We start from the raw sequence: 22,342 nt of genomic DNA, 5'->3' as shown, positions 1-22,342 counted from the left end.
ATGAATCCAACGCCGAAATTCCCGGACGGATTTCTCTGGGGCACCGCCACTGCCGCCCATCAGATCGAAGGCTCTCCCCTGGCCGATGGTGCCGGGCCGAGCATCTGGACCCGCTTCGCCCACACGCCCGGCATGACCGTCAACGGCGATACCGGCGATATCGCCTGCGACCACTATCGGCGCTGGAAGGACGACGTTGCCTTGATGCGCGAGCTGGGCATGCAGGCCTACCGGTTCAGCGTGTCGTGGTCGCGGGTGTTGCCCGAGGGCGTTGGCCGCATCAACCAGAAGGGTCTCGATTTCTACTCGCGCCTGGTCGACGAACTGCTCGCCAACGGCATCGAGCCGCTGCTCACCCTGTACCACTGGGACCTGCCCGCGGCGCTCGACGACCGCGGCGGCTGGCTCAACCGTGACTGCGCCGACTGGTTCGCCGAGTACGGCAGCGTGCTGTACCGCGCGCTCGACGGACGCGTGAAGAAATGGGTGACGCTCAACGAGCCGTGGGTGATCACCGACGGCGGTTACCTGCACGGAGCGCTCGCGCCCGGGCATCGCAGCAAGTACGAGGCACCCATCGCAAGCCACAACCTGATGCGCGCGCATGGCGCCGCCGTGCAGGCCTACCGCGCCATCGGTGCGCACCAGATCGGCCTGGTCGTGAACATCGAACCCAAGTACCCGGCGAGCGATCTGGCCGATGACGCCGCCGCGGTGGCCCGGGCGCACGCCTACATGAACGAGCAGTACCTGCACCCTGCCCTGCTCGGCCGCTATCCGGGTGAATTGCAGGAGGTCTTCGGCCACGCATGGCCGGAATGGCCGGTCGGCGATTTCGACCTGATCCGCCAGCCGCTGGATTTCGTCGGAATCAACTACTACACGCGCAGCGTGACCCGGGCAGCAGAGACCTACCCGCTCAACGCCGAAGCGGTCAGGCAGGACGATGCGCTCTACACCGAGACCGGCTGGGAAGTGTTCCCCCAGGGGCTTACCGACACCCTGCTGTGGTTCAAGCGCACCTATGGCGACCTGCCGGTCTATGTCACCGAGAACGGCGCGGCGTTCCCCGATCCGGAGCACGTCGAGAATGGCGTGGTGCACGATCCGCTGCGCGTCCAGTACCTGCGCTCGCACCTGCGTGCGGTGCATGCCGCGATCGAGGCCGGGGTCGATGTCCGCGGCTACATGCTCTGGTCGCTGATGGACAACATGGAATGGTCGCTGGGCTACTCCAAACGCTTCGGGATCGTGCATGTCGACTACGACACGCTCGAGCGCACGCCGAAGGACAGCGCCAGGTTCTACAGCCGCGTGGTGTCCAGTCACGGAGCGGCCCTCGCCGGCGGTGATGGCGATGCCGAAGGCACAACGCGAACCATCCTGGCGCTGCCTGGGCAATAATCGACGGTTCCGGCGGCCCTGCATGGGCCGGACCTCCCCCGCTTCCTGCCCAGGTACGTAGCGACCCATGATCGACACCCTGCTGCTGTTCGGTGCCACCGGCGATCTCGCCCAGCGCTATCTGTTTCCGTCGCTGGCGCACCTGCTGCGCGACCGCCTGCTGCCCGATGATTTCCGCGTGGTCGCCATTGGCCGCACCCAGCACGACGACACCGGCTTCGCCAACTGGCTGCGCAGCAGGATCCGTGGGGAACGCGAGCAGGCCGGCCTGGAAGCCCTGCTGCGCCGTACCCGCTACCACGCGCTCGACCTCAACGATCCGGAAGGGATGACCGCTGCGCTCGCGCAGTACGCCGACCGCCCCTGCGTGAGCTATCTGTCCACGCCACCGGACCTGTTCGCCGGCGCCTGCCGCGGGCTGAAGGCCGCGGGCCTGCTGGAACCGCCATCGCGGCTGGTGCTGGAAAAGCCCATCGGCCACGACCTGGACTCTGCGCGCGCCATCGACGCCACGCTCAAGGCCAACCTGGACGAATCGCGGATCTTCCGCATCGACCACTACCTGGGCAAGGCGCCGGTGCAGAACCTGCTGGCGCTACGCTTCGGCAACACCCTGCTCGAAGCGGTGTGGCACAACCGCTGGATCGAGTCGGTGCACATCCTCGTGGGCGAGACCGCCGGCGTGGACGGGCGCGAGGGCTATTACGCCAACTATGGCGCCCTGCGCGACATGGTCCAGAACCACATGCTGCAGCTGCTGGCGCTGATCGCGATGGAGCCACCGAGCGCACTGGATGCCGACAGCATCCGCGACGAGAAGCGCAAGGTACTGCGCGCGCTGCGGCCGATGCAGCCGGGCGAGGTCGAAATCGACAGCGTTCGCGGCCGCTACGATGCGGGCGTGGTCGAGGGTCACGCGGTGCCGGGGTTCAAGTTCGAAGGTGAGGTGGAAACCTTCGTCGCGCTGCGCGCCTGGATCGACAACTGGCGTTGGGCCGGTGTGCCGTTCCACCTGGTCACCGGCAAGCGGATGGCGGCGCGCAACACCGAGGTCGTGGTGACGTTCAAACCGGTGACGCACTGGCTGTTCGATCGCCCGCACCGCGACGGCGCCGCGCCGAACCGGCTGTCGATGCGGCTGCAGCCGGAAGAGACCATCGAACTGGACCTGATGGGCAGCCTGGCGGCCCCCGAATTCGGTGGTATGGAGCTGCAACCGCTAGAGCTGGATCTGTCGATGGCGCAGCCGCAGCGGCGCATCGCCTACGAGCGCCTGCTGCTGGACGCCCTGCACGGCAACCAGACCCTGTTCGTGCGCGACGATGAAGTGGAAGCCGCGTGGCGCTGGATCGACAGCATCAGCGATGCCTGGGGACAGGCATCGACGAGCGTGCGGCGCTATCCTGCCGGCTCGTGGGGGCCGGAACAGGCCAATGGCTTCCTGCCCCCCGATATCGCCAACGGAACCTGACGCATGAGTGCAGCGCTCGTCCTGCTCGCGGATATCGGCGGTACCAATGCCCGCTTTGCCCTGGCAGACGTGACCGCACCGTCACCGCTGCTGGCCGACAGCGTGCGCGTGTACGAAGTCGACGACTTCCCCTCGCTGCCCGATGCCGCCGCGCGCTATCTGCAGGACACCGGAGCACAGGTGAAGCGGGCGGTGATCGCGGTCGCCGGTCGCGTCGATGGCGACGAGGCGCGCATCACCAACTTCCCGTGGGTGATCTCGATCCCGCGCACCTGTCAGGCGCTGCAGCTCGATGGCATGCGCCTGGTCAACGATTTCACCGCGCAGTCGATGGCGGTGCTGGCGCTGCAGCCGAAGGATGTCATCGCCATCGGCGGCACCCCCTGGCCGGCCAATCGTGGCGAACACGGCAACGACCGCACCTTCGCCGTGATCGGACCCGGCACCGGTCTCGGCGTCGGCGGGCTGCTGATCCGAGGGCGCCGCCCGTTCCCGCTGTCGACCGAAGGTGGCCACGTCGACTTCGCGCCCGGCAATCCCGAGGAAATCGCGATCCTGCAGCAGCTGTCGCAGGAGTACGGACGGGTGTCGATCGAACGCCTGATCAGCGGCATGGGGCTGGTCAACCTGCACCGCGCCCTGAGCCGCATCGCCGGGGTGGATCCAGGCCCGATGGAACCGCGCGACGTCACCGAGGGCGCGAAGCGGGGCGATCCACGCTGCATGCGTGCGGTGGACGTGTTCTGCGCCGTGTTCGGCGCGGCTGCCGGCGACCTGGTGCTCACGATCGGCGCCTGGGACGGCGTGTTCCTGGCCGGCGGACTGGTGCCGAAGCTGATCGACACGTTGCAACACTCGGCCTTCCGCGCTCGCTTCGAACACAAGGGCCGGTTCTCGCCGACCATGGCCACGATCCCCACCCTGGCGGTCATGCACCCGCAGCCCGGGCTGCTGGGTGCAGCGGTCATCGCCATCGAGAGCGCCGCGATCGAAGGCGCGGCCCGGGAAGCGGCACGATGACCACGCCAGCGACACCGCGACGCGGCCGCGTGCAGTTTCGTGAGCATGCAAACGCGGAAGTCTGGGCGCGCTCGGCTGCAATCGCCATCGGCCATGCGTTGGGCGAAACGTTGCGCGAACGCGAGCGCACGAGGCTCCTGCTTTCAGGCGGTAGCACGCCTGCTCCTGTCTATGCCGAGCTGGCGCAGCTGGACCTGGACTGGAAACGCGTGGATGCGGCGCTGGTGGACGAACGCTGGCTGCAACCCGACGACCCGGACAGCAATGGGCGCCTGATACGCGAAACCCTGCTGCACGGCCCAGCCGCCGCCGCGCACTTCGAAGGCCTCACCCGCACCGGCCAGACGATCGAGGAGGCAGTCCGCGTGGCCAACCTGCACGCTCACCAGTCCGCCGACGTGGTGGTGCTCGGCATGGGCGACGATGGACACACCGCATCGCTGTTTCCGCGCATGCGCGGACTCGACGAAGCGCTCGCTTCTGAACAGGCCTATGTCGCCGTCGACACGGCCGGCTGTCCCGGCGCGGGCCGCTTCGCCCGACGCATCAGCCTCACACCCGCCGGCCTGGCGCCGTCGCATGCGCGCTTCCTGCTGATCCGTGGCGCAGCGAAGCGGGCCCTGTTCGAGCGCGCCGTGGACGGCGACAACGTGCGCGAACTGCCGATCCGCCTGGCCTTCACCACGCCGGGTGCAAGCTTGCAGGTGCATTGGGCACCGTAGGGGAGGAACTAGTGGGGAAGAACTAGAAACTAGTGTCCTGCCCCGCCCTCACCCGCAGCCTGCTCTTCGCCACTCTCTCGTTTCTAGTTTCTAGTTCCTACTCCTTAAGTGCCTACTCACCATGCCTCTTGACCCCCGCATCGCCGCCATCACCGATCGCATCCGCGAGCGAAGCCGCGCCACGCGCGCCGCATATCTGGAAGTCGTGCAGGCGACCGCCGCGCGCGGTCCCAATCGAGCCCACCTGAGCTGCGGCAACCTGGCGCACGTGACGGCCGCGGCGGGCGCAGACAAGGAACGGCTCAAGCGCGACGCCACGCCCAACCTGGCCATCGTCAGCGCCTACAACGACATGCTTTCGGCGCACCAGCCTTACGAGGGCTATCCCGAATTCATCCGCCAGCACGCGCGCGCACTCGGGGCCAGTGCGCAGGTCGCTGGCGGCGTCCCGGCGATGTGCGACGGCGTGACCCAGGGCCGCCCCGGCATGGAGCTTTCGCTTTTCTCCCGCGACGTGATCGCACAGGCCACCGCCGTGTCGCTGAGTCACGACGCGTTCGACAGCGCCGTGTACCTGGGCATCTGCGACAAGATCGTGCCGGGCCTGCTGATCGGTGCGCTCGCCTTCGGGCACCTGCCGGCCGTGTTCGTGCCGGGCGGGCCGATGCCGTCGGGCATCTCCAACAAACAGAAGGCGGCCGTGCGCGAACGTTATGCCGCGGGCGAAGCCACGCGCGAAGAACTGCTCGAAGCCGAATCCGGCAGCTACCACGCGCCAGGTACCTGCACCTTCTACGGCACCGCCAACTCCAACCAGGTGTTGCTGGAAGCGATGGGCCTGCAGCTGCCCGGCTCGTCCTTCGTGCAGCCAGGCACGGAACTGCGGGCCGCCTGCACGCGCGCCGCGGTCGAACGCGCGCTGCGCATCACCGCGCTCGGCGCGGACCCGCGGCCGATCGGGCGTCTGGTCGACGAGCGCACGATGGTCAACGCGATCGCCGCGCTGGTCGCGACCGGTGGCTCCACCAACCACACCATCCATTTCGTGGCGGTCGCGCGCGCGGCGGGCATCGTGCTGACCTGGGAGGACATCGACGCCATCGCCCAGGCGGTGCCGTTGCTGGCGCGGGTGTACCCCAACGGGGACGCCGATGTGAACCGCTTCAACGAGGTTGGCGGCACCGCGTTCGTGATCCGCGAACTGCTCGATGCCGGACTGATGCACGACGACATCCCCACGATCGTGCCAGGCGGCATGCGCGCCTATGCCGACGCCCCGCAGCTCGACGGCAGCGAGGGCGAAGGCCGGCTCACCTACGCGCCGGTCCCCGCGATCTCGGGCGACGACAGCGTGCTGCGTACCGTCGCCACGGCCTTCGAAGCCCAGGGCGGGCTGCGCCTGGTCAACGGCAACCTGGGCCGCGGCCTGATCAAGCTGTCGGCGATCAAGCCCGAATACCGCAGCATCACCGCGCCGGCGGTGGTGGTGGACAATCCGCAGGCCCTCAACAAACTGCATGCCGCAGGCGCGCTGCCGCAGGATTTCATCGCGGTGGTCCGCTTCCAGGGCCCGCATGCCAACGGCATGCCGGAAATGCATTCGCTCACCCCGCTGCTGGGCATGCTCCAGAACCAGGGGCGGCGGGTGGCATTGGTCACCGATGGCCGCCTGTCCGGCGCGTCAGGGAAGATCCCATCGGCCATCCATGTCACCCCCGAGGCCAAGCGCGGCGGCGCGCTCGCCAAGCTGCGTGAAGGCGACATGATCCGCCTCGACGGCGAAGCCGGCGTGCTTGAAGTGCTGGTCGATGCCGCCGAATGGAACGCGCGCGCACCCGCTCGCGATTCCACCCCGCCGGCCTGGGACCTGGGCCGAAACCTGTTCGCGATCAACCGCCAGGTGGCCACGCCCGCCGACGAAGGTGCACTGTCGATCTCGTGCGGCGCCCCGGTGCACGATGAAGGACACGCGCCCGAATACGACGCCGAATACCAGCTCGGCGAATCCGCTGCCGCTGCGGACGCTCCGCACGAAGCCAAGGACGCCTGACCATGCCGCACACGCACGTTGAATCCGCCGCACTCGAGCAGCGTCAGCAGCTCGCCGAAACGATGCTGCGGGAAGCCGGCGTCATGCCGGTTTTGACCGTCGTCAGCGTCGCCCAGGGCCTGGACACCGTACGCGCCCTGGTGGCCGGCGGACTGCGCACGATCGAACTGGTGCTGCGCACCCCGGCCGCGCTGGATGCGCTGGCGGCGATCAAGGATGCGTTTCCCGACTGCAAGGTCGGCGCCGGCACCGTGCTCGAACCAGCGCAGGTGGATGCGGTCGAGGAACTCGGTGCCGACTTCATCGTCACGCCCGGTGTTTCGCCGCATCTGCTCGATGCCTTGGTGCAATCCTCGCTGCCGGTGGTGCCGGGCGCAGCCACCCCCAGCGAGCTGTTGGCCCTGCAGGAACGCGGCATCCGGGTCGCCAAGCTGTTTCCGGTGGCGGCGCTAGGGGGTATCCCGCTGCTCCGGGCCGTGGCGGGCCCACTGCCGAAAATGAAGCTGTGCGCCAACGGGGGCGTTGATGAAGCCAGCGCCGCCGCCTATCTGGCCGAGCCGAATGTGCTGTGCGTGGGTGGCTCGTGGATGGTGCCCCAAGGCTGGATTGCGGCGGGCGACTGGGACAGGGTCGAAGCCAGCGCGCGCAAGGCCGCCGCCATCGCGTCGAACCGCTGACGCCCCGGGGAGCAGCTTTGCAGCTGCAGCCCGTGGGAGCGGCCTCGGCCGTGAATGCTCTTGTCTTTTCGCGTGACCGGCTCGCGAAGAGCAATCGCGGCCAAGGCCGCTCCTACATCCGGCTAGCGATCAATCCTTTTCCTTTCCGATCACCTTGCCGGTCCTGGGATCGAGCTTGAGTTCCACGTCCTTGCCGGCAGGATCGTCGGCCTCGGCATTCCAGATGCCGTCCTCGTAATCCACGTCGTGGACGTTGGTGTAGCCCTGCGCCGCGAGTGCCGCGTGCACGTCTCTTTCGCTCAGCTGCGCCACCTGTTCGTCCGGGTAAACCTCGCCGGTCGCCGGATCCAGGCGCACGTCGACCCGGTTGCCGTCGGCGCTGCGCGCATCCGCCTTCCACACGCCGTCGCCGAACTTGATGTCATTGATCTTGGTGTAACCCTTGGCCTCGAGCGTCGCACGCACCTGTGCCTCGGTCATCGCGACGGTCTGCTGCGCCCAGGCGGGCGCGGCGACGCCAGTGCAAAGAATGAATGCGACAACCAGCGGCGCGAATCGGGTCGCGTCGGTACGGAGCTTGTTCATGCTGCCTCCTGCGCTTCACGGGCGGACGAGTCTCGCCGCGGAAACACGAACCTGCAGTGAACCGCGGCCCACGCGCAGTACCGGGTTCTGAACGGTATGCGTTGGCGACGGGTTTCCGGGTTCCAGCGCAGGCGTCGTTAACGCCTATCCCTTGACGCTGCCCAGCAGCAATCCCTGGATGTAGTAGCGCTGCAGCAGCAGGAACAGCAGCAACACCGGCAGTACGGTCACGACCGCGCCGGCCATCATCATTTCCACGTCCATGTAATGCTCGCGCGACAATGCCGCCAGCGCGACGGGGAGCGTGTAGTGTTCATGGTCGGTCAGCACGATCAGCGGCCACATGAAGTCGTTCCACGCTGCCATGAAGGTAAAGATGGCCAGAGTCACCAGCACCGGCTTGAGCATCGGCAGCACGATCCGGAAGAAGATCCGCAGCTCACCCGCTCCGTCGATGCGAGCCGCCTCGATCAGCTCGTCGGGGATGCTGCGCGTGTACTGTCGGACCAGGAAGATGCCGAACACGGTCGCCAGCGCCGGGATGACCACACCGGCATAGCTGTTGACCAATCCCAGCTGCTTCATCAGCAGGAACAGCGGCAGCATCGCCACCTGCGCCGGGATCACCAGCGCCGCCAGCAGCAGCCGGAACAGCTGCTCGCGGCCGCGGAAGCGCAGCTTTGCGAAGGCATAGCCGGCCATGGTGTTCACCAACAGCGACAGCGCCGTGATCGACAGCGACACCAGCAGGCTGTTGGCGAAATAGCGACCCATGCCCATGCGCTCGAACAACGCGCGATACGCCTGGACGCCGGGTGTGTCGGGCAGCAACGGCGGTGGGAAACTGTTGGCCTCGCCTGGCGACATGAAGGAAACCGAGATCATCCACGCCAGCGGCGCCAGGCTCAGAATCGCCAGCACGGCCAGCGCGCCATTGACGAGCACGGCATGCAACCGCGAATCGCCGATGTTGCGCGAGACGCTCAAGAGACCGCTCCCCGGGTTGTTCGCGCGCAAGTCACTACACCAGCTCCTTTCTGCGCCCGAACCTCAGCAACACCGCCGTAATCGCCAGGATGATCAGGAACAGCAGGAACGCCACCGCCGAGGCACGGCCCAGCGTCCACCACTTGAAGCCTTCCTCGAACATGAAATACAGCACGCTCACCGTGCTCTGCAGCGGATCGCCGCGGGTCATGACGTAGGGCTCGGCGAACAGCTGGAAGTAACCGGAGATGGTGATCACGCCCACCACCAGCAGCACCGGCCCGAGCTGCGGCAGGGTGATGTGCCAGAACTGCTGCCAACGGGACGCGCCATCGATGCGCGCCGCCTCGTACAGGTCCTGCGGGATCGCCTGCAGGCCGGCTAGGAAGATGACCATGTTGTAGCCGAAGTTCTTCCACACGGCGAACAGGATGATCGTGGGCATCGCCCAGCGCGGATCGCCGAACCAGTCGACGGCTCCGATGCCCAGCTGGCCCAGCGCCCAGTTCACCAGGCCGTACTGGGTGTGGAACAGATAGCGCCAGATCACCGCCACCGCGACGAGGGTCGTCACCACCGGCGCGAACAGCGCGGTGCGGAACAGCGGCTTGAAGCGCGCGACCCTGGCATTGAGCAGCAACGCGGCGCCGAGCGAGACCGCGATCGATAGCGGCACGCCCACGAGCACGAAGTAGGTCGTGTTCCACAGGGCCTTCCAGAAAATCGGTGTCTGCAGCAGATCGAGGTAATTGCCCAGCGCGACGAAGCGCAGGTTGCGCATGTCGGCCAGGGCGTACAGGTCGAAGTCGGTGAGGCTCAGGGCCAGGGCCGCCATCACCGGCAGGAAGAAGAACACGCCCAACACTACCAACGCGGGTGCCGCGAACGCCCAGCCGGCGAGCGAAGCGCGGTTCATTGCGACCGCCTACGCTGCTCGATCCAGCGCCGCTTTTCCAGGATCTGATCCACCCGTGCATCGAGTTCGCGCACGGCTTGGTCCTGCGACAGGCCGCCGCGCACCACGCGTTCGGTGATCAGGCGCATTTCCTGCACGATCCGCTCCCACTCCAGCACCTTCGGCGTGGGTTTCACCCGCTCGAGCTGGTCGCGAAACGCCTGCGCCAGCGGATCGTTCGCCAGTGCCGGATGCTCCCAGGTGCTGCGCCGCGGCGGCAGGTCGCCGATCAAGGCATAGAAGCGCAGCTGTGTGTCGGGGCGCGAAAGGAACTCGACCAGCTTCCACGCGGCCTGCCTGCGCTGAGGATCTTCCCGTGCGCCGCCGCGGAACAGCACCAGGCTGGTGCCGCCGGCGATGCCGGCACCAGGCCCATCGGGACCGGGCAGCGCCATCGTGCCCCACTCGTCCTTTAGCCCTTCCGGCGCCACCTTGCGGAACTCGCGGATATTCCACGGGCCCGAGAGATAGAACGCGAACTCGCCCTTGAAGAACTCCTCCCACATGTTCGAAACCTGGGTTTCCGATACCGGCGGCGCCCAGCCTTTCGCGAACATCTCAGCGTACAACGCCAGTGCGTCGCGGAAACCCGGCGCGCTGAAGTTGCCGTAGTTGTCGCCGTCGCGCAGCAGCGGATTGTCTCCCTGCAGGCCCAGCGACAGCTGGGTCTCGAACTCGTTGAGCAGCAGCAGGATTGCGTACCGATCCGGACCGACGCTGCGCTTCACCGCGGCCAGCGTGCCGCGCCATTCGTCCCACGTCCTGGGCGGCTGGGTCACGCCGGCATCGCGCAGCATGTCCTTGCGGTAGAACAGCAGCCGCGTATCCACGTACCACGGTACGCCGACGAGCCGGCCATCGATCAGGTTGGTATTCCAGATGCCGGGAAAATAATCCGCCGGGCGCACCACCTGCGAAGCGTCGACATAAGGCTGCAGCGGCGTGAGCACGCCCAGGATCGCGAATTCCGGAATCCAGGTGTTGCCGAGCTGGCAGATGTCCGGCAGGCCGTCGGCCGCGAACGCGGTCAGGAGTTTCTCGTGCGCGGCATTCCAGGGGATCGCCTGCACCTGCACGCGCACGCCCGGGTTCTCGCGTTCGAAATCGCGCACCAGTTCGGCCACGACTTCGGCTTCCCGGCCCATCGCCCAGAAGCGGACGACCGTTTCCTGCTCGCGCCGCGCACATGCGGCGCCAAGCAGCGCCAGCAGCAAAAGTCCCAGCCAGCGCGTGCGTCCACCCATGCCCTGCATGCTACATCGGCGGGTCGGACGCATGCGGCTGCGCGGGCGTGGCCTCTTCGGCCGCGTTAGCGCGGGACTGCGCCGCGGTGTCCTGCGCAGCTGCCGCTTCGGGGTCCGGCGGACCTGAGGTCTTGGGCTCGCCCGGCCCGGCCAGCCACCCGCCGGTGAAGCCCGCCCGCTCCAGCCCCGTGCGGATGTACTTGTTGCGCTTCATCACCTTCCACACGAATTCGCTGCGGTAGTTGGCGATCATCGTCAGGATCGGTCCCTGGTCGATGCCCAGGTAATCGCTCGCGACCCAGCCGCCGCCGGGCACCAGTCGCCCCGTCTTCAGTGGGACGTCCTCGTAAGCGAAGCTCGGATTGAACGAATCCAGGAATCCATAGCTGGAATAGATGTACTCCCCGTAGCGCTCGAACATGGCCTCGGTGGCCGGAATCACGATCTCGGGCGCGAAAGGCAGCGAGGCCAGGACCGCGGTCGGTGCGATCGTGCCGTCGTCGAACGCATCGGTCAGGCCCGCGCCGCGCGCGCTGTACTGGGCGAACTGGTGCTGCTCGCCGCGATAATCCTGCACTGTGTGCTGCGGCCCGTCGCTGGCAGTAAGGCCCCAGATGTCCTCGCCATAATCCTTCCACTTCATCGGGTTCTCGATCGCATAGCCGCGCTGCGCGTAGGTCGCGCGGCGGCTGTTCTCGAAGTAGTCGATGCCGCGGTTCTTCATGTACTCGTCGCGGATGCCGCGGAAATCGATCCAGACATGGCTGTACTGGTGCCCGAACTGCGGGCCGAAGGACAGATATTCCTGCCCCTGGAAAACGCCCCAGCTCTGCTCGTAGGTGCGGGTCCAGGCAGTCCAGGCCTCCGGCTCCACCGCATGCGTCGGCGAACCCAGGGCCAGCACGTACAGCAGCATCGCCTCGTTGTAGCCCTTCCAGTCGCTGGCGATGAAGCCGGTTTCCGGATGCCAGCCCATCGACAGCAGCGGCTTGTTCTGCTGCGCCCAGGTCCAGTCCACGCGCTTGTAGATCTCATCGGCCAGCTCGCGGATCTGCTGCTCGCGCGGATCGTCGCGATCGTAATAGCTCTGCGCGAACAGCACCCCGCCCAGCAGCAACGTGGTGTCCACGGTCGACAGCTCCACCCAGCTGCCCCAGCGGGCGCCGGTCTGCATGTCGAGGAAGTGATAGAAGAAACCCTTGTATCCGCTCCTGCCTTCCGCTTGCCGGCCCTGCTTCGCGTCGTGGAAGAACTTCAACGTCACCAGGGTCCGGTCGACCGCCTGCTTGCGGCTGACCCAGCCGTTCTCCACGCCGATCGGATAGGCGGTCAGCGCGAAGCCCACCGAGGCGATGCTGGCGAACGGCCGCGACGGGTAGCGGTCGGGCGTCAGGCCGTTGAGCTCATTGGTCGTGTCCCAGAAGAACTGGAACGTCCGCTTCTCGATGTCGCGGAACAGCGGCGGCAGCTTGGGCGGGCCCTTGGCTTCGGGCTTCGGGGCGGGCGGAGGAACCTGCGCGATCGGACCCGGCTTGGGCGGTTCCACCTGGGGTGGCGGCGGTGCGCGCTCGCACGCACCCAGGCATAGCGCCGCGAGCAGCGCCACAAGCGCCCATCTGGTACCGCGCGCGCTGCGTGCCGTGTCGCGTTTGCTTCCTATCATTTCGGCTCCAGAGTGGGGAATGGGGCTGGCAACGCCACGCCCCACGCGTCGAAATCGGTCAGCGGTTGGCCGGCGACTAGCGCCCCGGGCGGACGCTGTGCGGCCATTGCCAGACCACCCAGCAACCGGCCTGCCGCGAGCACCGCACAGGCGAGGGCGCCCGTACGCCTTCCATGCTTCGCCAAGCGACTCATGCGAATTGCGGCACCGGTCGCGCGGCGCAATAGCGATCGATGAACTGCTGGTGGGTTGGCATTACGTCGACACAGGCCGAGATGGTATTGCCGATACTGGCAAGGAACTTGCGCAGCTCCTCTTCCGGCAGCCGATCGACCATCGGATGGTAGTCCTGCGGCAGGATGCCCTGCCCCACCATCACTTGGATCCAGCTGATTTCCGCAAACATCTCGTTACCGTTGCGGAAGAACCGGCCGCTATCGCGGAACAGGTCGATATTGGCTTGCAGCTCTGCCGGAATCGACATGTTCCGGCACTGGCGCCAGAACGGCGTATCGTCGCGTTCGACGGCGTTGTAGTGCAGCACCAGGAAATCCCGGATGCGGTCGAATTCGAACGCCAACTGGTCGTTGTAGCGCTGCACCAGCACTTCGCTGAATCCCTGGTCCGGGAACAACTCCATCAGCTTGGAAATCCCCGACTGGATCAGGTGGATGCTGGTCGATTCGAGCGGCTCCATGAAGCCACTGGCCAGGCCGAGCGCCACGACGTTCCTGTTCCAGCACTTCCTGCGTCGCCCGGTGGTGAAGCGCAGCGGACGCGGGTCTGCGAGCGCCTTTCCGTCCAAGTTGGCGAGCAGGGTGGCAGCCGCCTCATCGTCGCTGATATGCGCGCTCGAATAGACGTACCCGTTGCCGGTGCGGTGCTGCAGCGGGATCCGCCACTGCCAGCCGGCCTCGCGCGCGGTCGAGCGCGTGTACGGCGTGGGTTCGCCGACGTTTTCGCACGGCACCGCCAGTGCGCGGTCGCATGGCAACCAATGGGTGAAGTCCTCATAACCGGTATGAAGCGCCTGCTCGATCAGCAACCCGCGAAAGCCCGAGCAGTCGATGAACAGGTCGCCTCCGATCGTTTCGCCGGAACGCAATCGCACGGATTCGACGAAGCCCGTTTCCGGGTGCAGATCGACATGCTCGACCATGCCTTCGATCCGTTGCACGCCGTACCGTTCGGAGTAGATGCGAAGATAGCGCGCATAGAGCGAGGCATCGAAGTGGTAGGCATAGGCGATGTTGGCCAGCGGAGAGGTCGCGGGCACGTCGGTCGCCGAGACCATGAACTTGCCGTGCGTTGCGGCGACGGTATTGAGGGTATAGGCACCCAACGGTTGCGCCTGCCCGGCGCGCATCGCCTTGATCCAGTACTGGTGGAACGGCAACAGGCCTAGCGGATGACCGATTTCGGTGCCGAAGCCGTGAATGTAGGTTTCGCCCTTGCGTAGCCAGTCGACGAACTGAATGCCGAGCTTGAACGTACCCTGTGTATTGCGGACGAAGTCCGCCTCGTCGATTCGCAGCAGCTGGTTGAAGGCCTTGATGTGCGGAACGGTAGCTTCGCCGACGCCGACGATGCCGATCTCGTCTGATTCCAGCAGCCGAATGCGGTATTGCTCGCCCAGCGTGCGTGAGAGCGCAGCCGCCGCCATCCAGCCAGCCGTGCCGCCACCGACGATTACGATGTCCTTGATGTGCGATTGATTCATGGCGTCGATGACGGTGAGAATGATTTCAGGTGGAACTCTTCCGCTGCTCCCGCAAAAGCGAACGGGGCCCCAGGGCCCCGTTCGTATCCCGTCGGCGCCAGGGAGCGGGCGCCGAACCGGCCGTCTAGAACTTCAAGCCGAGTTCGAACGTCAGCGTGCGCGGTACGTAGCGGATATCGCCGTACTTGTTGACCGAGATGTCCGGATCGTAGATCCCGCCGGAACCGAAGCTGTCGTAATTGAACGAACTGTAGTTCTTGAAGTTGAAGGCATTCAGCAGGTTGACCCGGGCGGTCATTGCAACATGGTCACCGAACTTGAACTCCTTGGTCGCCTGTAGATCCACGGTGCGATAGCCCCAGATGTCGCCACCAATGAGGAATTTGCCCGTCGCCGGTACGTAGAAGCCTACCGGCGTACAGGTCGAGCCATCCGGATTGCTTTGCCCCCAGCAGGAGATGTTGTTCTTCGCCTCTGGCGTTTCGAGCACGATCTTGGCGCCGAAGGTGATGCCCCAGAAGCCGTCGATCGATCCCGCGGCCACCAGGCGGTGCCTCGGAACGGCATCGGACTTGATGAAGGGGTACTCCTCGATCGTGGGCTTGTCGAAGGCGTACGCCTCGTTCAGGCTGCGGTTGTGCCGCGCGTGGCTCTGCGTGTAGGCAACGCTCAGGCCCCAACCGGATTCCTTGGTGTACGGCTTGTCGGCCGACAGCAGCAATTGCGTGTTGCGCGTCTCGATGCCATTGCTGCCGAGGATGGTGTTGGCGTAGCCCGGGACCGGTTCGCCCCAAGGCTGGCTGCCGTTCTGGTAGAACGAGCCGTCCGGATAGCGGTTGATCAGCGTGAACACCAGTCCGTCGTGGCTGAGAATGTGCTGCAGCGTCACGTCGGTGAGCCACTCGCCGACCTGGTTCGACATGCCCAAGCTGAACTGGTCGCTGTATGGCGTCTTGAAGTCGTTGCGGAGCATGAACAGCTCCTTGCTGCCGGTGGTCACCGGCAGTCCCGTCAGCGCATCCGGACCGGTCAGGTAGACCGGATCCCAATCGACGCAGGGCCTGCCATTGTCGGGGCGGTAGCACAATCCGGTAGCGGGATCCCGGAAGTTGACCTCCACCGGCGACAGCGCGGCCTTGCTGACCTCGAGCGACAGTTGCTCGAAAAGGTTGCGATCGTACGAACGGCCCATACCGCCATGGATCACATGCTGTTCGTCCGCGTTCAGATCGTACGAGAAGCCGAAGCGAGGCGCCCAGCCGTCCTTGAAATCCTTGCGATTATTGCCGGTACTGATGTAGTCCGCCGCGTCGAGGCCGCTGGCCAGCAGTCTGTTCGCCCACGGTTGCTCGCCGGGCAGATCGGGATCATCCGCGTACAGGGCATCGACGAAATCCTGTGAGGTCACGAAGTCGGTGTACGACGGGTTCTTCTCGTAATCCCACCGGATGCCGATGTTCAGGACCAGCTTCTCGTTCACTTCCCAGTCGTCCTGGATGTAGAACCCGTACTGCTTCGCGTCCGACACCACCGTGTTCGTCTGACCCGGAACGTCGAACGGGGCGAGGAAGTTGACCTTGAACGGAGTGGCGGCCACGCCATCGGGCGTGACGTTGTAGCTGAACTGCGGATTGATCGCGCCCGCGTCCTGCGACGTGAGTTCGATCGACTTGTAGCTGACGCCCACCTTGATCGTATGGTCGCCATGCCAGGTCAGATTGCTGAAGGTCAGGTTGTCGGCGATCGACCATCCCTTCTGCGCCTTGCTCTGTGCGTCGAAACCGCTCGAGGGCCCGGTTTCCAGCAGCGTTTCCTCGCTATCGGGCCGGACCTGGTCGACTACCTTGTAGATGATTCCGTTGCCCAGGCCCATCGGAGTTGGGTTGTATTCGGAGTCCTCCGTCGTCGCGAGCAGCTCGTTCGTCCAGATATCCGAGAAGTGCAGCCAGCGAAGGGTCGAACGCTCGTCCTTGTTGACGAAGTTGCGGCCGTGGTCGGCGGCACGCTGGCCGCCGATCGAATCCACCTGGGTCTCGTCGCGCACCTGCGCGCTCAGTTCCACGCGATCGCTGTCGCTGATGTCCCAATCGATCTTGCCGAAATACAGGTCTTCGTCGAACGGCTGACTGACTGGACCGATCAGGGCCTGCACGTCGGACGGGAGGTACTGCGCCCAGTTGGCCGCCGCAGAACCCGGAACCACCGTCCGCGGAACGACATTCTCTTTGCCTTCGTACGCAAGGAAGAAATGCATGCGATCGCGGATGATGGGGCCGCCGAACGCCACGCCGAACTCCTTGGTCTGCGAATCGGACTTCTCTTCGCCCGGTGCCTCCTCGCTCGCGGTCTTCTCGCGCATCCGCTCATTGGTGAAGCGGTAGAAAGCTTCGCCCTCAAAGTCGTTCGTGCCCGAACGCGTCGCCGCGGTCACCGCGGCACCGGTGATCTGGCCGTACTCGGCCTTGTAGTTCGAGGTGATGACCTTGTACTCGCCGATCGCCAACTGCGGGAAGGGATTGCCCTGAGTATCGCTCTGGCCGGCGATGCCGCCGCTCTTGACGTAGCTCTTCTGGCCGACGCCGTCGATGTACAGATTGCCGGAAGAGCTGTTGGTGGCACCGCCTCGCAGGGTTGTATGGCCCTGGGCGTCCATTTCGAAAGCCATACCCGGCACGGTGTCCGCGAACTCCAGGAAGTTGCGCGTCGCCTGTGGCAACTGCTGAATCTGACGCAAGGAGACGGTGTTTCCCACTTCCGATGTCTTGACGTCCTTGAGCAGTGGCGCGGAAACGACTACCGCGCCTATGTCGGTGATCGGGCCTTCTGCCGGCGTCTCGGCGACACCGGTGTCGGCACTGAGGTTCAGGGTCGAAGTGGATGCAACCGAAAGCGTCACAGTCTGTTCGGTGCCCCCGGACCGCACGGTGTATGTCCCCGGCGGCAGTCCAACCAGAGAGTAGCTACCGTTCGCCGTGGTTTGGGTCGTGCGCGACGAGCCGGTAGCCACGTTTGTGGCTGTCACCTGCGTGCCAGCGGATGCGCCCGCCACGGTTCCACGCAAGGTGGCCGTTGCGGTCTGCGCAAAAGCGGGGGTGGTCAGGGCCATGCAGCTCACCAGCGCCGTGGCCAGTAACGAGCGTTGAAGCTGGGTATTGCCGGACTTGTTGCGCTTCATGGACTTCCCTCCCGGGGGATGTTCTACAAGTGAAGAAGCTGATCGTGAGCGTATGGTTTAAGAACAGATGACGAGGGATGGCACGCTTTATCCAGATTGGGAAACCGCCCGCGCCGGCACGGCTGTGGTGGACTGGCGGACGATCAAATTCGCTTGCAGAGTCTCGGACGTGCCAGGTTGATCGGGCGCGTCGCCCAGATGCTGCAGCAGCATGCGCATGGCCTGCGCGCCGATGCCGGCGATGTCCACGCGCATGGTGGTCAGCGACGGGTGGGTGTAACGCGCCAGCGGGATATCGTCGAAACCGGCGACTGCGATCTCGCCCGGCACGTCCATGCCCGCCTGCTGACAGGCAAACAGGAAGCCCAGCGCCATCATGTCGTTCGCGGCGAACACGGCGTCGGGTCGCGGCGAGCCGATCAGCAGTTGTCGGGCCGCGCTGTGGCCGGTGGCTTCGCTGAAGTCGCCCTGCACCACCCACGGTTCGGCACCGGGAACCGACTCGGCCAGCGCATCGCAATAACCGCGCAGGCGATCGCGTGCGTCGAAGTTGTCGGACGGACCGGCGATGAAGGCGATCCGCCGGCGCCCGCCGGCGACTAGGTGTCTGACCATTTCCCCGGCGGCGCGGTAATTGTCGATCGACAGCGAGGGGACGCCCGTGCCCAGCGTCTGGCTGTTGATCAGCACCGCCGGCTGCGATGGAGAGAGGTTTTCGGCCAGGTGACTGGCATCGCTGGCATAGGGCGACAACACCAGCAACCCGTCGACACGCCCACGCATGGTGCGCAGGGCTTCCGCTTGCTCCTGGGGGTTGCCGTGGTAGCTGGACACGAGCAGGTGCTGGCGGTGGTCGCGCGCGACCTGGTCGATGCCGCGCATTAGCTCGGAGAAGAATTCGCCGTAAAGGTCGGGCAGGACCACACCGATGGTGTTGGTGCGCCGGCTGCTCAGGCTGCGGGCGGCATGGTGCGGGCTGTAGCGCAGTTCCTTGGCGACAGCGAGCACCCGGGTGCGTACCGCGTCGGCCACGTTCTCGTGCCCGTTGAGCGCACGCGAAACGGTTGCGACCGATACGTTCGCCTGGCGCGCGACATCCTTGATGGTGACGCTCAAGCCCAAGTTCCCTCCGCCGTGACCAGTTCGCGGCGGAATGTAAACGTTTTCAGCGCGACATGTAAACCATTCGTTATCCCGAACCGCCGAACCGCTAAAACATGCGAAATTTCACGGAAAACGCATGTTGCGCTGCAGCGAAAACCGGTCGTTTCGTTCTGCAGTGCAGCATGAATCAGCTGGCTGCAAGCTCAGACGGGGCGCGTGCAACGATGGAAAGCGCATGGATGTCGGTGCGCATCATCTCGCCCAGCGCGGCATACACCGCGCGGTGCCGCGCCAGCGGCGACAGGCCGGCGAACGCGGGGCTGACGATCTCGACATGGAAATGTCCGCGCCCATCCTGCGCGCCGGCATGCCCGGCATGGCGGTGGCTGTCATCGCGCACGTCGAGCCGCTCCGGCGCAAATGACGCTGTCAGGGCGCTGCGGATCTTTTCGACCCGTTCCCCACTCATGGCAGGACCGGGCGGAACGGACGGATCTCGACGCGTTCGTAGACGCCTGCTGCCACGTAGGGGTCCGCTTCGGCCCAGGCGCGCGCCGCATCGAGCGCTTCGAACTCCGCAATGACGATGCTGCCGGTGAAGCCGGCGGGGCCGGGGTCTTCCGCATCGATGGCAGGACACGGACCAGCCAGCAGCAGGCGACCTGCATCGCGCAGCGCATGCAGGCGTGCGATGTGTTCCGGGCGAGCGGCCATGCGCGCTGCCAGCGTTCCGCTGCGGTCATAGCCCTCGATCGCGTACCACATGTTGGGGTCTCCTTTCGGGCGACGCATTCCGACGCGTATTGACGCGTCGCAACGTGCGCCGCGCACCAGTATGCCCAGAATGCCAGGCCGCCGGACCCACGCGCACGCCGGCGGGATGGATACGCGCGCTTACGGGAGTCGTCGATGAAGCAGCGGATTGCGGTGAGTGTGTTGCTGGCTGGAATTTCACTGGCGATGGGCGCCCAGGCGGCCGAACGAACCCTGGTCAAGGGGCTGGCTGCCCAGGCGAGCAGCGCCAACCAGCGCGTGCTGGAAAGGATTCTGGACAATCCGTCGACACGCCTTGTACGCGTGGTGCGGATCGATGCCGCCAGCGTGGCCGGCGACACCGACCGATTGCAGCTCGACCTGCCGGGCCGGAGCGTAGCTGCCAACCGCACCAAGGTGGAGCACGCGCAGGCGGGCAACCTGATCTGGTCGGGTTCGCTCAGTGGCGCGAAGGCGACGCGCAGCGGCATCGATCCGCTCAACTCCGCCACCCTGGTACGCAGCGCGATGGGCGTCACCGGTTCGGTCCGCGTCGATGGCACGCTGTTCCGGATCCGGCCGCTGCCAAATGGCGACCACGCGGTGATCCAGGTCGACGAGCGCGCGATGCCCGCCGATCACCCCGAAGATGCCTATGCGCGCATCCTGCAGGAAGCGGCGATGAAGGCGGCCGGTCCCACGCCCAATGCCAAACCCTGCAACCCGCGCAAGGAAAACTGCGGCGGGGGTGGCGGCACGCCGGTCGACCCCGGTCCTACGGCGACGATCCGGGTGATGGTGGTCGCCACCAACGACGCCATCGCCGCCTACGGTGGCGACATGCAGGCGCTCAGCCAGCTGGCCGTGGCCGAATCCAACCAGGGCTACGCCAACTCCAACGTCGGCATCGACCTGGTGCTGGCCAGCTATTCGACGACGACCTACGCCACCGCCGGAATGAGCACGGACCTGTCCCGGTTCCGCGGCACCGGCGATGGATACATGGACAACATCCATGGCGTCCGCGACGGCGCGGCGGCGGACGTGGGCGTGCTGGTGGCGAATGACGCCTCGGCCTGCGGCCTGGCTTCCGGCATTGGATCCACCGCCGCGACCGCGTTCGCGACCGCCTACTGGGACTGCATCACCGGCTACTACAGCTTCGCCCACGAGATCGGCCACCTGCAGTCGGCCAGACACGATCCGGCCACCGATCCGAGCACATCGCCGTATGCCTATGGCCACGGCTATCGCGAACCCAACGGCGCCTGGCGCACGGTCATGGCCTACGACTGCACGCGCGGCTGCCCGCGCCTGAACTACTGGTCCAACCCGGCCGTCCTGTACGGCGGCGTGCCCATGGGCACTTACGACAAGAGCCACAACCAGCGCGTGCTCGTCGGCACCAAGGCGACGATCGCGGCGTTCCGCTGACCGTCGTGGCCGGGCGCACAGCGCCGGGCTGAACGATCCTGCTGGCCCCGTGCTGGACACGGCCGGGGCCAGCCCTTACCCTGAGTGGGAATTCGAGGCCGGCTGCAGCGGCCGTGGGGATCCGGCCAGTGCCGGTACACGGTTCCGCCCTGGCTCCCGGGCGCAAGCCGCTTTCCCGACCCTCGCATAGAACCCGTAGACGAACCGCGTCCCGCTGTCCGCCGTCGCCCCCGCGACGCGTTGCGCCGATGCGGTTCCACGATCCGCACCGGCCCGCCATCCCGCAGGGCATGCCGTGTGTGGCGCAGACGGCCTGCGGTGTCCGCATGCCCCACCCCAGCAGTGACGGCGCCCGCGCCGACCCGATGACCCAGAACAGCGTGCCTAACGTGCCCGACGCGCACACCGCTCAAGCCGCGTCCAACCGTCCGCAGCAGCAGGCGCCGCAGCAGCATGAGATTCCGCTGGCGATGGTGCTGGGCCAGCCGGTACTGCAGATCCCGCAGGACCTGTACATCCCGCCGGACGCGCTGGAAATCATCCTCGAGGCGTTCGAAGGTCCGCTCGACCTGCTGCTTTATCTGATCCGCCGCCAGAACCTGGACATCCTCGACATCCCGGTGGCGGAGATCACCCGCCAGTACGTCGACTACATCCAGGCCATGCACGAGCTGCGGTTCGAGCTGGCCGCCGAGTACCTGGTGATGGCCGCGATCCTGGCCGAGATCAAATCGCGGATGCTGCTGCCGCGCTCGGCGGAGGTCGAAGGCCTCGAGGATGACCCGCGAGCCGACCTGGTGCGGCGGCTGCAGGAATACGAGCGTTTCAAGCAGGCGGCCGAGGACGTGGACGCCCTGCCGCGCATGGATCGCGACACCAGCCCGGCCAGCGCCTTCGTGCCCGACCGGGCTTCGGTGAAGCTGCCGCCCGCGGTGGACCTGCGTGAGATGCTGCTGGCGCTGCACGACGTGCTCAAGCGCGCCGAGCTGTTCACCGGCCACGCGATCAAGCGCGACGCGCTGAGCGTGCGCCAGCGCATGGGCGAGCTGCTCACGCGCCTGGCCGACGGCAGCTTCCACCGCTTCGAATCGCTGTTCGAGGCGCGCGAAGGCAAGCTCGGCGTGGTGGTCACGTTCCTCTCGATCCTGGAACTGGCCAAGGAGCGCCTGCTCGACGTGGTGCAGGAGCAAGTCGCTGACGCTCGCCAAGGCGAGCGTCGCCCGCCCGCGCCGATCTACGTCAAGTCGCTGGCCACCGGTGGCGATTCGGCGCTCGACCTAACCAGCGAGTTCGACGAGGACGCCGAGGCGGCCAACGACTCCTGAACCCTACCGTTCGTCCTGGGTGCCCTTCGACTCGGCGCTTCGCGCCTACGCTC

Annotated in this window: 18 protein-coding genes; 8 read left to right on the top strand and 10 right to left on the bottom strand. The window is 66.2% G+C overall.

The window, feature by feature from the left end:
* The 6 genes from MC380_RS03085 (at nt 1) to eda (ending at nt 7,344) form a co-directional block, all read left to right on the top strand.
* The gene (locus tag MC380_RS03085; protein WP_242162980.1) at nt 1-1,404 is read left to right on the top strand and encodes a GH1 family beta-glucosidase; all 1,404 of its coding nucleotides are present in this window, start codon (nt 1-3) and stop codon (nt 1,402-1,404) included.
* Between the two features lie 67 nt (nt 1,405-1,471).
* Nucleotides 1,472-2,875, top strand: a complete 1,404-nt coding sequence (gene zwf, locus MC380_RS03080; RefSeq protein WP_242104113.1) for a glucose-6-phosphate dehydrogenase — start codon at nt 1,472-1,474, stop codon at nt 2,873-2,875.
* 3 nt (nt 2,876-2,878) lie between these two features.
* Nucleotides 2,879-3,895 (top strand): glucokinase, encoded by a 1,017-nt coding sequence (glk, locus tag MC380_RS03075; RefSeq protein WP_242104114.1) that lies wholly within the window; start codon nt 2,879-2,881, stop codon nt 3,893-3,895.
* Nucleotides 3,892-4,617: a 6-phosphogluconolactonase gene (gene pgl / locus MC380_RS03070; RefSeq protein ID WP_242104115.1), complete on the top strand. Its 726-nt coding sequence runs from the start codon at nt 3,892-3,894 to the stop codon at nt 4,615-4,617. Before glk ends, pgl begins: the two co-directional genes overlap by 4 nt.
* Nucleotides 4,618-4,738: 121 nt before the next feature.
* The gene (edd, locus tag MC380_RS03065) at nt 4,739-6,667 is read left to right on the top strand and encodes a phosphogluconate dehydratase (RefSeq protein WP_242162979.1); all 1,929 of its coding nucleotides are present in this window, start codon (nt 4,739-4,741) and stop codon (nt 6,665-6,667) included.
* A gap of 2 nt (nt 6,668-6,669) precedes the next feature.
* Complete coding sequence (gene eda / locus MC380_RS03060) at nt 6,670-7,344, top strand: bifunctional 4-hydroxy-2-oxoglutarate aldolase/2-dehydro-3-deoxy-phosphogluconate aldolase (RefSeq protein ID WP_242104117.1); 675 nt, start codon at nt 6,670-6,672, stop codon at nt 7,342-7,344.
* Nucleotides 7,345-7,473: 129 nt separating this feature from the next.
* On the opposite strand, the gene MC380_RS03055 is transcribed toward eda, so the two are convergent.
* The 10 genes from MC380_RS03055 to MC380_RS03010 all read right to left on the bottom strand — a co-directional run bounded on the left by MC380_RS03055 (nt 7,474) and on the right by MC380_RS03010 (nt 19,542).
* Entirely contained in the window at nt 7,474-7,929 is a 456-nt protein-coding gene (locus MC380_RS03055; protein ID WP_242162977.1) for a PepSY domain-containing protein, read from the bottom strand.
* A 144-nt stretch (nt 7,930-8,073) separates the two neighbouring features.
* Nucleotides 8,074-8,916, bottom strand: a complete 843-nt coding sequence (locus MC380_RS03050; protein WP_242104119.1) for a carbohydrate ABC transporter permease — start codon at nt 8,914-8,916, stop codon at nt 8,074-8,076.
* A gap of 34 nt (nt 8,917-8,950) precedes the next feature.
* The gene (locus MC380_RS03045) at nt 8,951-9,832 is read right to left on the bottom strand and encodes a sugar ABC transporter permease (RefSeq protein WP_242162975.1); all 882 of its coding nucleotides are present in this window, start codon (nt 9,830-9,832) and stop codon (nt 8,951-8,953) included.
* Nucleotides 9,829-11,115 (bottom strand): sugar ABC transporter substrate-binding protein, encoded by a 1,287-nt coding sequence (locus MC380_RS03040; RefSeq protein WP_242162972.1) that lies wholly within the window; start codon nt 11,113-11,115, stop codon nt 9,829-9,831. Before MC380_RS03040 ends, MC380_RS03045 begins: the two co-directional genes overlap by 4 nt.
* 10 nt (nt 11,116-11,125) lie before the next feature.
* Nucleotides 11,126-12,778: a glucoamylase family protein gene (locus MC380_RS03035; protein WP_242162970.1), complete on the bottom strand. Its 1,653-nt coding sequence runs from the start codon at nt 12,776-12,778 to the stop codon at nt 11,126-11,128.
* Between the two features lie 190 nt (nt 12,779-12,968).
* Nucleotides 12,969-14,498, bottom strand: a complete 1,530-nt coding sequence (locus MC380_RS03030) for a tryptophan halogenase family protein (RefSeq protein WP_242104123.1) — start codon at nt 14,496-14,498, stop codon at nt 12,969-12,971.
* Between the two features lie 124 nt (nt 14,499-14,622).
* The gene (locus MC380_RS03025) at nt 14,623-17,673 is read right to left on the bottom strand and encodes a TonB-dependent receptor (RefSeq protein WP_242104124.1); all 3,051 of its coding nucleotides are present in this window, start codon (nt 17,671-17,673) and stop codon (nt 14,623-14,625) included.
* Between the two features lie 87 nt (nt 17,674-17,760).
* Complete coding sequence (locus MC380_RS03020; RefSeq protein WP_242162968.1) at nt 17,761-18,789, bottom strand: LacI family DNA-binding transcriptional regulator; 1,029 nt, start codon at nt 18,787-18,789, stop codon at nt 17,761-17,763.
* Nucleotides 18,790-18,964: 175 nt separating this feature from the next.
* Nucleotides 18,965-19,246 carry a BolA family protein gene (locus MC380_RS03015; protein WP_242162966.1) on the bottom strand — a complete coding sequence of 94 codons (282 nt, stop codon included), beginning with the start codon at nt 19,244-19,246 and terminating at the stop codon, nt 18,965-18,967.
* A complete protein-coding gene (locus MC380_RS03010) occupies nt 19,243-19,542 on the bottom strand; it encodes a YciI family protein (RefSeq protein WP_242104127.1) in 300 nt (99 codons plus the stop codon). Before MC380_RS03010 ends, MC380_RS03015 begins: the two co-directional genes overlap by 4 nt.
* A 195-nt stretch (nt 19,543-19,737) precedes the next feature.
* On the opposite strand from MC380_RS03010, the gene MC380_RS03005 reads away from it, so the two are divergent.
* Together MC380_RS03005 and MC380_RS03000 are read left to right on the top strand one after the other, a co-directional pair.
* Nucleotides 19,738-20,964: a M12 family metallo-peptidase gene (locus MC380_RS03005; protein ID WP_343223524.1), complete on the top strand. Its 1,227-nt coding sequence runs from the start codon at nt 19,738-19,740 to the stop codon at nt 20,962-20,964.
* 365 nt (nt 20,965-21,329) lie between these two features.
* Nucleotides 21,330-22,289, top strand: a complete 960-nt coding sequence (locus MC380_RS03000) for a segregation/condensation protein A (RefSeq protein ID WP_242104200.1) — start codon at nt 21,330-21,332, stop codon at nt 22,287-22,289.
* Nucleotides 22,290-22,342: the final 53 nt, after the last annotated feature.

It is taken from the genome of Lysobacter sp. M15 (assembly GCF_022662515.1).
GTDB lineage: Bacteria > Pseudomonadota > Gammaproteobacteria > Xanthomonadales > Xanthomonadaceae > JAKPBU01.
Note: the sequence above shows the minus strand (reverse complement) of the source record. Positions and strands in the feature narration are given on the sequence as shown.